Origin of the sequence: Parasphingorhabdus marina DSM 22363, from assembly GCF_900128895.1 — a bacterium.
Taxonomy (GTDB): domain Bacteria; phylum Pseudomonadota; class Alphaproteobacteria; order Sphingomonadales; family Sphingomonadaceae; genus Parasphingorhabdus; species Parasphingorhabdus marina.
The window spans coordinates 587,296-599,687 of record NZ_FSQW01000001.1 but is presented as its reverse complement, the minus strand read 5'-3'; the positions used below and the strand labels follow the sequence as shown (position 1 = coordinate 599,687).

Below are 12,392 nucleotides of genomic sequence, written 5' to 3'. Positions count from 1 at the left end.
CATTTATTCCAGTCCTTTTTCGAGGTCTTTGGCTTCGCGTTCGGCCTTGCGCTCTTCCGGGGTGTCCGGGGCAACGAAGCTGATCACCACGTCACCTGTTTCGATCACTGGACGGGCCTCGGTGGCAAAGAACAGCAGCCGCCCGTCTTCTTTCAGCACAGCCAGCGGTTCTTCGCCTTCGCCAAGATTGCGACGATATTCCTCTTCGGAAAATACGGGCGTAATATTGGTTTTGCTAAATCGCCATCCGGCGCGCTCACGATCGAGCAGGCTGGTAAAATCGGCACCGGACTCAAACAGAATCCGTCCATAGCCAACCTTGCTCTTGCCGCGGCTGTCATTGGACAGACGGGTGATCTGGTCAAAGCCCATTTCCGGACCGAGGTCAGCGGTGATCAACTGATTGTGGCTGTCATCATCGGTCGCCACGATCAGATGCTGAAACTCACCAAGGTCGACATTGTCATTATGGGCCTCGTCGAGAATGTCGCCCTGATGAATACGCAATTCTTCCTGTTTGGCCCGTCGCAACGCGAAGCGGCTGGTATCCGCGATCATCACGTCGACATCCATTTTCTTGAGCAGCTTGCCGAGTGCCACGGACCAGCGGGTGGCGCCGACGATCAACACGCCTTCGCCCTTGCCTTCGGCAATGCCCAGCTTTTCGGCGACCCAGGCCGCGGAAAAGCCATGGGCAAAAATGGTTGCGATCACGACCGCGAAACTGAGCGGCACAAGCGCCTCTGCTCCGGGCATGCCATATTCCGTCAGTCGCAGGGCAAACAGGCCGGTAATCGCCACCGCCACAATCCCGCGCGGCGCGATCCAGGCGATGAACAGTCGTTCGCGCCAAGGCACCGATGTAAACAGCAACGCGACCAGAACCGAAATCGGCCGCACCAGAAACAGCAGCAAAATCAGGAAGACAATGAAACGGAACTGGAACTGCTGGACCGTTTCCCAGTCCAGTGTAGCGGACAAAATGATGAAGACTCCTGAAATCAGCAGAACCGCCAGGTCTTCCTTGAACCGGTGCAGGGCCTGGCTGGAATAGATATGCCGGTTGGCCATGACCACGCCCATGACGGTTACCGTGATAAGTCCGGTTTCATGCTTGATCAGATCGGCAATGACAAAGCCTGCAATGACCGTGATTAGCAGGAATGGCGCTTTCAGGTATTCCGGAACATGGCCTCGCGGGAACAGCCAGGTTATGGCAAACCCCAGTGCGGCGCCCAGCAGGCCGGCGATGAAGCTGGCCGCCAGCACATCCATGCTGATCACGGCAATATTCGCATCCGGACCTTCATAGGTGATGTAGGCGTAGATACCGACTGCCAGCAGCGCGCCGATCGGGTCGTTCACAATGCCTTCCCATTTCAGGATATTGCGAACCCGGGCGGGCACCCGGAGCGTCCGCAGCATCGGGCCGATCACGGTCGGACCGGTCACAATCATGATCCCGCCAAGCAGCGCCGAAATTTCCCAGGACAGACCGGCACCATAATGCGCGGCCGCGGTTCCAAGAATCCAGGCAATCGGTCCGGCGATCAGGACCATCATTGTCACGGCACCACCTGCCTGGCGCAGTTCGCGGAAATTGAGACTTAAGCCGCCTTCGAACAGGATCACCGCCACCGCTAGCTTGATGATGGGCTCCTGCAGTGCACCAAAGTCGCGCTCGGGATCGATAATTCCCAATACCGGTCCGGCGATAATCCCGACAATCAGCATCAGTGCGATGGCCGGCCGGCCGGTGCGCCAGGCTACCCATTGCGCGCCGATGCCGAGCAGGCCGATCAGCGCGATCTTGACCATGAGTGAATCTACTATTTCCATTCCCGACCCATGCAAGTTTTTCTGGTGTTATGCAAAGTCGATAATCCGCTCAACACGGCGGAATAATCAAAAATGGTCTATCGCCTCTTCAATAACGGAATAGACCTGATCCAGTTCCTCCGGGCGAATACAATATGGCGGCATCACATAGACGGTATTTCCAAGCGGCCGGAGAAGCACATTGCGTTCCCGGAAAAAGCGCAGCAGCTCGGGGCCAAGGCTCGACATGTAATCGCCGGAACTGTCATCAATCTCGAACGCCAAAATGGTGCCGCATTGCCGGACCGCAGAGATATTGGACCGGTTGTGCAATCTCGCGGCAAAGGCTTCATGCCGGGCGATGATGGCATCGATTCGCTCTTGCACAGGCTCTTCCCGCCAGATCTTGAGGTTGGCACCGGCCGCGGCACAGGCAACGGGATTGGCGGTGAAGCTGCTGGAATGAAAGAACATTTTAGAACGGTCTTGCGAATAATGGGCATCGTAAATCGGCTTTGTAGCGGCGGTCACAGCCAGCGGGATCACCCCGCCGGTCAGTCCCTTGGCCATGCACAGGATGTCTGGGCTGATTCCCGCTTGTTCGCACGCGAAGACTGTGCCCGTCCGGCCCCATCCGGTCATGACTTCATCGGCAATGAACAGCACGTCATGCTCGTAACAAATGTCATGAAGCTGGCGCAGCAATTCGGGAGAGTAGATTTTCATGCCCCCTGCCCCGAGCACCAGCGGTTCCACTATCAGCGCAGCGGGCGGGTTGTCGCTGTCCTGGCAAAAAGCCCGAAGCGCAGCAGCCATATCCTCTTCCTTGCTGGCTTCGGGGAAGGGGATCGTACCGACGTCGAAAAGCAGCGGAGCATAAGCCTGGTTGAACACTCCGCGGGCGCCGATCGACATCGCGCCGATAGTGTCGCCATGATAACTATGTTCCATCACCAGAATCCGCCGGCGGGCGATATTCTGATTGTGCCAGAATCCCAGCGCCATTTTGAGCGCGACTTCAACGGCCGTCGATCCGCTGTCCGAAAAGAAAATATGGTCGAGCGAATCCGGCAGGAATTCGCCAAGCCCTTCCGCCAGATGCTGCGCCGGACCATGGGTCCAGCCGGCAAAGATCATCTGGTCCAGCTCAGCACTTTGCGCCTGAATCGCGGCGACAATATCCGGATGGCAATGGCCGTGTGTCTGGACCCACCAGCTCGAAATGGCGTCGATAATCGGCGTACCGTCGGTTTTGTAAAGAACGGCCCCCTCGGCACGGGCGATCTCGGGAATCGGCTCGCCCAGTCCGTGCTGGGTGAAAGGATGCCAGATTCGCGTTGTCATGCCGCAAATCGCTCCAGGTCAAAATGTTCTGCAAATGCGGTAGCCAGCGCACTCGCCGAGAGGTCAGAAAGCATCGGAAGGCGCCCCAGTTCCGGCACCTTGCCGATCGCACAGATGGTATTCTGGCTATCGGGCACGGCCTCACCGACAAAGGCCATGCCGAGAATCGGGACGGCACGGGCGCGCAGGGCCTCGATGGTCAGCAGACTGTGGTTGATGGTTCCAAGGCGCGTTGATGCCACGATGATCGCCGGGATTTTCCAGCGTGCAAACAGGTCAGCGTAGAGGAAGTTTTCATTGATCGGGACCAGCGCCCCGCCCGCGCCCTCGATCACCAGCGGCCGGCTGGATTCAGGCACTTGCAGATCGTCCGCGGAAATCCTGAGGCCTTCCTGTGCTGCCGAATAATGGGGCGAAGCCGGGATTTTCAGGCGATAGGCCTCCGGCAAAACATGCTTTGCCGGCAAACCGGACAACCGCAATATGGTCTCACTATCGGTTCCGTCTTCCAGCCCGGCTTGCACCGGCTTCCAGTAACTGGCTTGCAGGGCGCCGGTCAAAGCGGCCGCAAAGACGGTCTTGCCGATATCGGTATCGGTCCCGGTGACGACCCACTGTCTGTTCATGCGGCTTCCTCCAATTGCAAAGCGTGTTCCAGCGCTTCGGCCAGATCCTGAATATCCTGTTCACTGACATTCAGGGTCAGGGAGATTCGCAATCGGGCGGTCCCGGCCGGGACCGTTGGCGGGCGAATGGCACGGACGTCAAAGCCCTGCTGCTGCAACTGGCTGGCTATCGCGACAGCTTTCCGGTCGTCTCCCAGGATCACCGGAAATATCTGGCTGCCGGTCCCACTGGCCGCAGCATGTCCGGACAGGAGCTCTCTGGTCAGGGCGATATGTGCATGCAGCTGCTGCTGCAACACGGGTGTCTCGTCCACATGGCGAATCGCCCGCTCGACCAGATGCGCGGTCAGCGGACTCGGAGCGGTCGAGAAAATGAAGGCCCGTGCCCGGTTCACAAAGAAATCCCGCAACAGCACCGGCATGGTGATCAGGCCGCCTTCAACACCCAGCGCCTTGCCGCAGGTCCGCAGCGAGAGAATATTTTCGCGCCGGCCCAGATCAGCCGAAAGGCCCCTGCCCCCCGTGCCGAACACGCCCGTGGCATGGGCTTCATCGATCACGAGCATGGCGTCATGACGATCGGCCAGTTGCAACAGGTCCGCCAGCGGGGCGGTGTCACCGTCCATGCTGAACAGGCTTTCGGTGGCGACCCAGATTGTGCCGGTTCCGCCGGACGCCCGAAACTGCCGGATCCGGCTCTCAAGATCGTTGCAGTCATTATGTGCAAACATTTGTGTATCGGCGCGGCCCAGCTTCATGCCGTCATGCGCGCTCGCGTGAACCAGGCTGTCATACAGCACCAGATCGCCCTGCTGCGGCACAGTCGAGAAAAGAGCCAGATTGGCCGTATATCCGGAGCTGAAAAACAGCGCGGAATCAGCATCATAATGCGCCGCGGCATAGGTTTCGAGTGACTCATGTTCCGGATGATTGCCGCCAAGCAGTCGCGAGCCGCCCGATCCGTGCGCCATGCCACCGTCCAGGGCCTCTTTCGCAGCCTCGCGCAGAAATGTGCTGCGCGCCAGACCAAGATAGTCGTTCGAAGAAAAGTCCCGGCCCTCGGGAATGATCAGAGACCGGCGTCTTCCCGCCTGTGCGAGCGCTTCCAGCTGATTTTCATAGGGCGTGATTCGCGGCATGGATTGCTGTTAGCAGTCAGTCGCGCACCAATGCCAGAGGCAGTTGCGGCTGGTCGGTTGTAATCGCCGGGCGCGCTGCAAATCCCAGCGGGAATGAAAGCAGCTTGCCGTGCACGTGAATCAGGGCTTCGGCTGGACCCCCGACCGCATCCTCAAGCACTTCGCTTGCCGCATCCAGACCGCCGGTCAGCGACCCGAAGGCCGGCATGATCAGATGCTGCGACGTTCGCACGAAGCAGCGTCGCGACACATGGCGGCCTCTTGTCTGCACCCGGAATTTCGGATGATAATGCCCGGATATCTCCGGCGATCGCGGCTCCGCCGTGGCTTCATGGCGGAGACTGATTCCGCTTCCCGTCCATTCCGGCATCACTTTCCCGCCCCAAAGGCCCGTCACGTCGCGGTCATGGTTGCCGCTGATCCATATCCATTCGAGCCGGTTGGTCAGGTCTCGCAGAAGTGCAGCGGCGCCACCTTCCAGTCGGGCCTCCCCGGCATCATCATGATAATTGTCACCCAGGCAGAAGACCCGGCGTGCGGCCGTCTGCCGGACCAGCCCGGCCAGTTCATCCAGTGTCGCACGGCTGTCATATGGCGGGAGCATCTGCCCCTGGCGCGCATAAAAGCTTGCCTTTTCCAGATGCAGATCCGCCACCAGCAGCGCTTCATATTGCGGCCAGAACAGAGCGGCGGGGGCAACCACCTCAAATTTGTGATTTGCGAACGAAAGGGGAACCATGGCCCTGATATGCGATGATCGATCTTCCGGCGCAAGCCCGAAGGGTTGGATAATTCGGGCGAGTGCACCTATATGCGGCGACATGACCGAAGCACCATCCGTTTCCGGCGACGAAATCCGCGTGGCCGCGCTCTATCACTTTGCCGTGGTTGACGATCCGGCGATGCTCCAGGCGCCGATTCTCGAACGATGCGAGGCACTGGGCCTGAAGGGCACTATTCTGCTGGCCAGCGAAGGTATGAACGGGACCATTGCGGGGTCGGCCGAAGCTATCACGGATGTGATGTCCTATCTGCGATCCCTGCCCGGCTTTGACCGTCTGGAAGTCAAATATTCCAGCGCGGCCGAAATGCCGTTTCTCCGCATGAAAGTGCGGCTGAAAAAGGAAATCGTCAGCATGGGCGTGGAAGGCATTGATGCGGCGCGCGCCAAAGGGGAGTATGTCGATCCGGCGGACTGGAATGCCATGATCAGCGACCCGGATACGGTCGTGATCGATACCCGCAATGGCTATGAAGTGGCGATTGGCAGCTTTGAGGGGGCAATTAATCCCGAAACAGAGACATTTCGCGATTTTCCGGCCTGGTTTGATAATTTTGCCAAAGAGATCCGTCAGCAAACCGACAAATCGCCGCGAATTGCCATGTTCTGCACCGGTGGCATCCGCTGTGAGAAGGCCACCGCTTATGTGAAAGCGCAGGGATTTGATGATGTCCACCATCTCAAGGGCGGCATTCTCAAATATCTCGAAAATATTCCGGAAGAGCAAAGTTCCTGGGAAGGCGACTGTTTTCTGTTCGACCAACGCGTGGCCGTGGGGCACGGATTGAAGCAGAGCGACTATGGCCAATGCCATGCCTGCCGAATGCCGCTCAGCCCAGAAGACCGGCAGTCTGACACATATGTTCCCGGCGAATCCTGCCCCTATTGTCACGAGACACGGACCGAAGAACAGCGCCGGCGATATCGCGAGCGACAACGCCAGGTTGAAAAGGCTGCGCAGGAAGGCCGTGCGCATCTCGCGCAAAAGCTGGACAAGACCCCCGGGGGCGGCTTCGAGCCGGACACGGGCTGGGACAAGGATATCAACTGGAAATGACGGCTCTGCCAGTCCTCTACAGTTTTCGGCGCTGCCCATATGCGATGCGGGCACGAATGGCGCTCCATGTCAGTGGCCAGGCGGTGCGCTTGCGAGAGGTGGTCCTGCGCGACAAACCGCCAGAAATGATCGCAATCTCCCCCAAGGCGACCGTGCCCGTGCTGCAACTGGAAGATGGTCAGGTTCTGGAGGAAAGCTTAGAGATCATGTTGTGGGCTCTGGCGCAAAATGATCCGCAGGACTGGCTGGAGCATCGTGATGACGCCAGGAAGCTTGCGGAACAGACCGAAACGGAATTCAAACACCATCTGGACCGCTACAAATATCCGACGCGCTATGAAAATGTCGATCCGCTGGAACATCGCGCAAGCGGCCTGCAATTTCTCCGGCAACTGGACGGCCGAATAGCGGAAAACCGCCAGATACTGGGCAAAAACCCCGGACTTGCAGATTTTGCAATTTTTCCGTTCGTCCGTCAATTTGCCAATACCGACCGCAACTGGTTTGACGCGCAAAAGCTCCCTGCCCTACTTCCGTGGCTTCAGGGACACTTGGCTTCGGATATTTTTGCCGCAATCATGGCAAAATATCCCCAGTGGAAAACCGGAGACGAGGAGCCGCGTTTCGGGCCCTGAATATTCAGGGGAATTTTGGGGGCACGTAACGTGACTGAAATTCAGGAGACCTGAATCATGAAAATCGCCCTAATTGCCGCCCTTCCCGTTCTGTTGGCCGTTTCTGCCTGTTCCGAAGAAGCCGTGGATCAGGCAACCGAAGAGCCGCTGTCTGATACACAAATGCCGGAAGAGCCGGTCCTGACCGAACCCATGCCGGATGGCGTGGTCCAGGACAGCGATGGCAATGCCGTAACGGATGAGACGCTGCCGGACGCTGGTACGGATGAAATGGATGCGAGTGAATCCACAACAGACAGTGCGATGGAATCCGACGCGGATGCGGAAGAAACAACCGACAGCATGGCGGAGGACAGCGATACGGCTGATCCGACGGAATAACAGCCTGATTCGCGCAAAATAGCCGGCGACCGCTATCCGCTGGTCGCCGGTTTCAATGCCGGTTCCGGTGCTTCGGGCGGACTAGTTTTTAATCCGGCTATTGGTATATCGGTTGCGCTCGACCCGGGTTCCGGCGCTGCGCGGCGGCAGGAAGTGGATTTTCCGCTTCGCAAAGTCAATTGCCACGCGGTCGAAACGCCGCAATACGTCCATGCCCAGCAGCAAGGCCGGCTTGTCGGCCATACCGAAGCGTTCAAATGGCGGGGCATCGGCAAAGGCGAGATTCAGATTTGCGAAACGAGCCCGCCCGATCCGAAAATCCCTGGCGCGGGCAAATTCGACTCCCACCATATCGCCGGTTACGGCAATCAGCATCTCTTCATCACCGGATTCGCGGGCGCGTTTCAGCAGGCGGTTCTTCAGCGTGGAATTGGCAATGGACACTTGCGCACCGGTATCGACAATGACATTGACCCGAACCCCGGAAACCGAGGCTTCGGTGAAGATCAGCTGGCCGGAAAGCCGTTTTGCCGTGACCACGATTTCGCGCCGTGACCGGTTTTTTCTGGCCGTGGAGGCATCTTCGACATTCAGTTCATTGCGGGCAAAATCAAAGAGGATGCGCTGATCCTGCAGGCTGTCGAGACCCAGCATGCCCTCGGCCCCGATATTCTCTTCCAGCAAGACCGGGGAGACCAGTCCGCCATAGCTTTTCGAACCCATGGTGAGGGTGGGGACATAGACCATGTCCACCGTGCTGCTGCCCGCAATGCTCATCAGCCGGGCCTGTGGCTCGGCCTCCAGCTCAAGGCTCTCTGCAAGCTTTCTCGACAATACCGTTCTTTCCGCGCCGGTATCGATGACAAAGGAAAACGGTCCCTGGCCTTCGATGCTGACCGGGACGGTCATCCTGCGCGCGCGATCCTGATCAATCGCCACTGTTTCCGCGGTGGACGGCTTGTCCGAACCGGGATCGGCGGTCTGGCCGATTGGAACCGGATAGGCCATGGCCAGTGCAGATCCAACCATGGTGGGCAAAACCAGAGCAATTGAAACAGGCATCATCTCTCCTTTGCGATAACTCTCGCCGGTTGATCATAGCCGAAAAACAGTTGAACAGCCAAATCCGCGTTGATCAGCAGCTGACGGGCTTCGACGAACGGGAGCCTCAGACCCCCTTGGGCAGCAGAAAATAGATTTTCCGGTTGGCAAAATCGATCGCAACCCGGTCAAACTTGCGCAACGCATCCATGCCGAGGAACATCGCGGGCTTGTTTTTCAGTTTCAGCGCTTCAAATGGCGCGATGTCGGCAAAGGCAATGGGAATGACACCGAAGCGCGCCCGACCGATATGTAATTCCCGGGCTACGCCGTAGTCCGCAGATACCGACCGGCCCGTGACATCGACCAGGCTCGTTTTCTCCAGCGCCGAGGACCGCATCCGGAGCTTGCGCTGCAATGCCTTGTTGCCAATTGACAGCTCGCCACCGGTATCGATGATGACGCTGGTCTTGACGCCGGATATCGTCGCATTGGTGAAAATCAGCTGGCCCGAGCGCCGCCGCGCGGTCACAACAATTTCCCGGCGCGAGCGCGACTTGCGCTTGACGCTGGTATCTTCGACCGAAATCTTGCGGTCGAGAAAGTCGAACAGAATGCGCTGCCCCTGCAGGCTATCGAGGCCGAGAACTCCGTCTGCACCGATATTGTTGGAGCGGAAGGTCGGAGAAATCAGCCCGCCATAACTTCGCGAGCCCAGTGTCAGTTCGGGGACATATACGGTCTGCACCGTCGTCGTGCCGGCAAGGGCAACGATATTGACGACATCCTCGATTTCCAGCGTCAGGCTGCCGGCGATCTCCTTGGAAAGGATGGTGCGCTGGGAGGCGGTGTCGATGATAAATTCGAACGGGCCGCTGCCCTCGATATTGACCGGCACGGTCATCCGCGCAACGAAATCCTCGGCAATTGCGATCTGTTCGGCATCCGGGCGAATAAACTGGTCCGGCAACTTGTCCGCCAGAATGGCTTCCGGCTCCGGTTCTGGTTGCGGTCCGGTCGGAGCCGGCGGGTTTGCACTCATCGCCGCGGCAAAGGGGAGCAGAAAAAGTGATGCAAATGGGGACATGGCAGGCAGAATAGCGAAAACAGGCGGGCAGCACAAACTTCCTGCGATCAATCGCCGCGCATCGCTGCTTCGATCAGTCCTTCGGCTTCGATCAGCAGGGCGTCGTCAGTCGCGCCCTGCGCGACATGTTCCCGCCCGATCATCACCAGTACCGGTACCGCCAGCGGGCTGACCCGGTCGAGATCGACATGGACCATGGAATCCGCCGCCCGGTCGAGCAGTTTGCCCAGCCGGTCGACATCGGTCATTCGCGCCCGGGCGTCCGCCCAGGCCGCCTCCATCAGCAGATGATCGGGTTCATATTTGCGCAGCACGTCAAAAATCAAATCGGTCGAGAAAGTCACCTGTTTCCCGGTTTTGCGTTTGCCCGGGTGCTGCCGGTCGACCAGTCCGCTGATTACCGCAACCTCACGAAAGGCGCGCTTCAGCAGATGTGACCCGGCGACCCAGTCCAGAAACTCGTCCTCCAGTATGTCGGAACTGAACAGGCTGGCGGGATCGGTGACCGGTTCGACGCTGTAGCAGGCGAAACTGTAATCATTGGCGACAAATCCGATAGGCTTGAGCCCCTGACTTTCCATCCGCCGGGTGAGCAGCATGCCAAGCGACTGATGCGCGTTCCAGCCCTCGAAACTGTAGGTCACCATATAATGGAGATGCTTGTGCGGGAAAGTTTCGACCAGCAGTTGCCCCGGCTCCGGCATGGTCGACCGATAGTCCTGCATCTCCAGCCATTCGCGCACATCGTCCGGAAAACGCGCCCAGCCGGGCCGGTCGGTGAGAAAATGGCGGACCCGGTCTGACAGATGCGTGGTGAGAGGCAGGCGGGCACCCATATAACTCGGAATCATCGCCGCTTTCTTGCTAGCGCGGACGATGACATCGGCCGTGTCCATCCGGATCATCTCGAGGCTCATGCCGGCAAAGAAAAATGTGTCCCCGACGCTCAGCATGGCGGCGAAGCTCTCTTCGACCTTGCCCAGCGTCCGGCCGTTGCGGAAACGGACCGTCATCATCGCGGCGTCGACAATGATCCCGGCATTCATCCGGTGCTGGGTTGCGAAGCGCGGATGAACGAGATGCCAGACACCATCGGCATCGCGGCGCAAACGCTTGAACTTGTCATAGGCCTGCAGCGCATAGCCCCCGTCGCGGGTGAAACCGAGGACACGCTCGAACGCCGGCTTGTCGAGCTTGCTATAGGGCAGGGCGGACTGCAGCTCGGCAAGCAAATCGTCTTCCTGAAACGGCGCGGCACAGGCGCAGGACATGACATGTTGCGCGAGGACGTCGAGCCCCCCTTCGCGAAAGGGTTCGCCATCCCGCCGGCCTTCCTCGACTGCGTCCAGCGCCGCCTGCGCTTCGAGATATTCGAAACGGTTGCCAGGAACCAGCAAAGCGCGCGACGGCTGGTCGAGCCGGTGATTGGCACGGCCGATCCGCTGAAGCAGCCGCGACGAGCCCTTGGGCGCACCCATTTGGATGACACAGTCAATATCACCCCAGTCGACTCCCAGGTCGAGCGATGCCGTACAGACCAGCGCCCGCATTTTGCCTTCGGCCATGGCCAGTTCAATCTTGCGCCGCGCTTCGCGGGACAGGCTGCCATGATGGATGCCGATCGGGAGAACGTCCTCGTTGATGTCCCACAATTTCTGGAACGTGAGCTCCGCCAGAAAGCGCGTATTGGTGAAGACCAAAGTCATCCGGTTGGCTTTGATCTGCTCCATCACCTGGGGAATCGCATAGGCACCGGCATGACCCGACCAGGGCACGCGAATGCTTTCACCTTCCGGCGCTTCCGGGACCATGATTTCGATATCAGCGGGCGCGCCTTCGTCCCCGAGAACATGCGTCACCGATTCGATATCGCCCCAAGGCGCCAGCCATGCGCGATAGTCATCGGGATCGGCCACTGTGGCGGACAGGGCTGCCCGGCGCATGTCCGGTGCAATATGCCGCAAACGGGCGAGGGACAGTGCCAGCAAATCGCCGCGCTTGCCGGTGGCAAAGGCGTGCACTTCGTCGATGATGACTCGCTTCAGTCCGGAAAACAGCGTGAAGCTGTCTTCCTGGCTGAGCAGCAAATTGAGAGATTCCGGTGTGGTCAGCAATATCTGTGGCGGTTTCACGCGCTGCCGCGCTTTGCGGTTGGCCGGCGTATCTCCGCTGCGCGTTTCCACAGAGATCGGCAGGGCCATGTCTGCAATGGGCTTCAGCAGATTGCGCTGGACATCGACCGCTAGTGCCTTGAGCGGAGAAATATACAGCGTGTGCAGGCCGGTGCTGTCGGGCGTCTCGATGAGGTCCACCAGGCTGGGGAGAAATCCAGCCAATGTCTTGCCGGCGCCGGTGGGCGCGGTCAGCAGTGCATGGTTTCCGGCGCGGGCGGCTTCCAGCATTTCGCGCTGATGCCGCCGGACCTGCCAGCCGCGGGATTCAAACCAGCCAGTGATTTTGGAAGGAAGCGCGCTGCTGCTCAT

11 protein-coding genes are annotated in these 12,392 nt (G+C 59.1%); 3 read left to right on the top strand and 8 right to left on the bottom strand.

The window, feature by feature from the left end; translation table 11 throughout:
• Nucleotides 1-3 precede the first annotated feature (3 nt).
• From BUQ90_RS02970 to pdeM, 5 genes are all read right to left on the bottom strand, one after another.
• Nucleotides 4-1,839, bottom strand: coding sequence for a cation:proton antiporter (locus tag BUQ90_RS02970; protein WP_074203647.1), 1,836 nt, complete (start codon nt 1,837-1,839; stop codon nt 4-6).
• A 66-nt stretch (nt 1,840-1,905) separates the two neighbouring features.
• Nucleotides 1,906-3,162 carry an adenosylmethionine--8-amino-7-oxononanoate transaminase gene (locus BUQ90_RS02965; protein ID WP_074203646.1) on the bottom strand — a complete coding sequence of 419 codons (1,257 nt, stop codon included), beginning with the start codon at nt 3,160-3,162 and terminating at the stop codon, nt 1,906-1,908.
• A complete protein-coding gene (gene bioD, locus BUQ90_RS02960; RefSeq protein WP_074203645.1) occupies nt 3,159-3,788 on the bottom strand; it encodes a dethiobiotin synthase in 630 nt (209 codons plus the stop codon). Before bioD ends, BUQ90_RS02965 begins: the two co-directional genes overlap by 4 nt.
• Nucleotides 3,785-4,927, bottom strand: coding sequence for an 8-amino-7-oxononanoate synthase (locus tag BUQ90_RS02955; RefSeq protein ID WP_074203644.1), 1,143 nt, complete (start codon nt 4,925-4,927; stop codon nt 3,785-3,787). The genes bioD and BUQ90_RS02955 overlap by 4 nt, the downstream gene beginning before the upstream one ends.
• A 16-nt stretch (nt 4,928-4,943) precedes the next feature.
• Complete coding sequence (gene pdeM / locus BUQ90_RS02950) at nt 4,944-5,666, bottom strand: ligase-associated DNA damage response endonuclease PdeM (RefSeq protein ID WP_084192614.1); 723 nt, start codon at nt 5,664-5,666, stop codon at nt 4,944-4,946.
• An 82-nt stretch (nt 5,667-5,748) separates the two neighbouring features.
• Between pdeM and trhO the strand changes: the two genes are divergently transcribed.
• The 3 genes from trhO to BUQ90_RS02935 are packed head-to-tail and all read left to right on the top strand — an operon-like array spanning nt 5,749 to nt 7,781.
• On the top strand, nt 5,749-6,765 hold the full coding sequence (gene trhO / locus BUQ90_RS02945) for an oxygen-dependent tRNA uridine(34) hydroxylase TrhO (protein WP_074203642.1): 1,017 nt from the start codon (nt 5,749-5,751) through the stop codon (nt 6,763-6,765).
• A complete protein-coding gene (locus tag BUQ90_RS02940) occupies nt 6,762-7,400 on the top strand; it encodes a glutathione S-transferase (RefSeq protein WP_074203641.1) in 639 nt (212 codons plus the stop codon). The genes trhO and BUQ90_RS02940 overlap by 4 nt, the downstream gene beginning before the upstream one ends.
• A 57-nt stretch (nt 7,401-7,457) precedes the next feature.
• Nucleotides 7,458-7,781 carry a hypothetical protein gene (locus tag BUQ90_RS02935; protein ID WP_074203640.1) on the top strand — a complete coding sequence of 108 codons (324 nt, stop codon included), beginning with the start codon at nt 7,458-7,460 and terminating at the stop codon, nt 7,779-7,781.
• A gap of 81 nt (nt 7,782-7,862) precedes the next feature.
• Here BUQ90_RS02935 and BUQ90_RS02930 read toward each other — a convergent pair whose 3' ends face one another.
• The 3 genes from BUQ90_RS02930 to BUQ90_RS02920 all read right to left on the bottom strand — a co-directional run bounded on the left by BUQ90_RS02930 (nt 7,863) and on the right by BUQ90_RS02920 (nt 12,392).
• Entirely contained in the window at nt 7,863-8,843 is a 981-nt protein-coding gene (locus BUQ90_RS02930) for a retroviral-like aspartic protease family protein (protein ID WP_074204831.1), read from the bottom strand.
• Nucleotides 8,844-8,949: 106 nt separating this feature from the next.
• Entirely contained in the window at nt 8,950-9,909 is a 960-nt protein-coding gene (locus BUQ90_RS02925) for a retroviral-like aspartic protease family protein (protein ID WP_074203639.1), read from the bottom strand.
• A 47-nt stretch (nt 9,910-9,956) separates the two neighbouring features.
• Nucleotides 9,957-12,392: a ligase-associated DNA damage response DEXH box helicase gene (locus tag BUQ90_RS02920; protein WP_074203638.1), complete on the bottom strand. Its 2,436-nt coding sequence runs from the start codon at nt 12,390-12,392 to the stop codon at nt 9,957-9,959.

Coding starts and splice junctions, on each gene's coding strand:
- BUQ90_RS02935 (WP_074203640.1), top strand. CDS start 7,458: ATGAAAATCGCCCTAATTGCCGCCCTTCCCGTTCTGTTGGCCGTTTCT.
- BUQ90_RS02930 (WP_074204831.1), bottom strand. CDS start 8,843: ATGCCTGTTTCAATTGCTCTGGTTTTGCCCACCATGGTTGGATCTGCA.
- trhO (WP_074203642.1), top strand. CDS start 5,749: ATGACCGAAGCACCATCCGTTTCCGGCGACGAAATCCGCGTGGCCGCG.
- BUQ90_RS02955 (WP_074203644.1), bottom strand. CDS start 4,927: ATGCCGCGAATCACGCCCTATGAAAATCAGCTGGAAGCGCTCGCACAG.
- bioD (WP_074203645.1), bottom strand. CDS start 3,788: ATGAACAGACAGTGGGTCGTCACCGGGACCGATACCGATATCGGCAAG.
- pdeM (WP_084192614.1), bottom strand. CDS start 5,666: ATGGTTCCCCTTTCGTTCGCAAATCACAAATTTGAGGTGGTTGCCCCC.
- BUQ90_RS02965 (WP_074203646.1), bottom strand. CDS start 3,162: ATGACAACGCGAATCTGGCATCCTTTCACCCAGCACGGACTGGGCGAG.
- BUQ90_RS02920 (WP_074203638.1), bottom strand. CDS start 12,392: ATGAGCAGCAGCGCGCTTCCTTCCAAAATCACTGGCTGGTTTGAATCC.
- BUQ90_RS02970 (WP_074203647.1), bottom strand. CDS start 1,839: ATGGAAATAGTAGATTCACTCATGGTCAAGATCGCGCTGATCGGCCTG.
- BUQ90_RS02925 (WP_074203639.1), bottom strand. CDS start 9,909: ATGTCCCCATTTGCATCACTTTTTCTGCTCCCCTTTGCCGCGGCGATG.
- BUQ90_RS02940 (WP_074203641.1), top strand. CDS start 6,762: ATGACGGCTCTGCCAGTCCTCTACAGTTTTCGGCGCTGCCCATATGCG.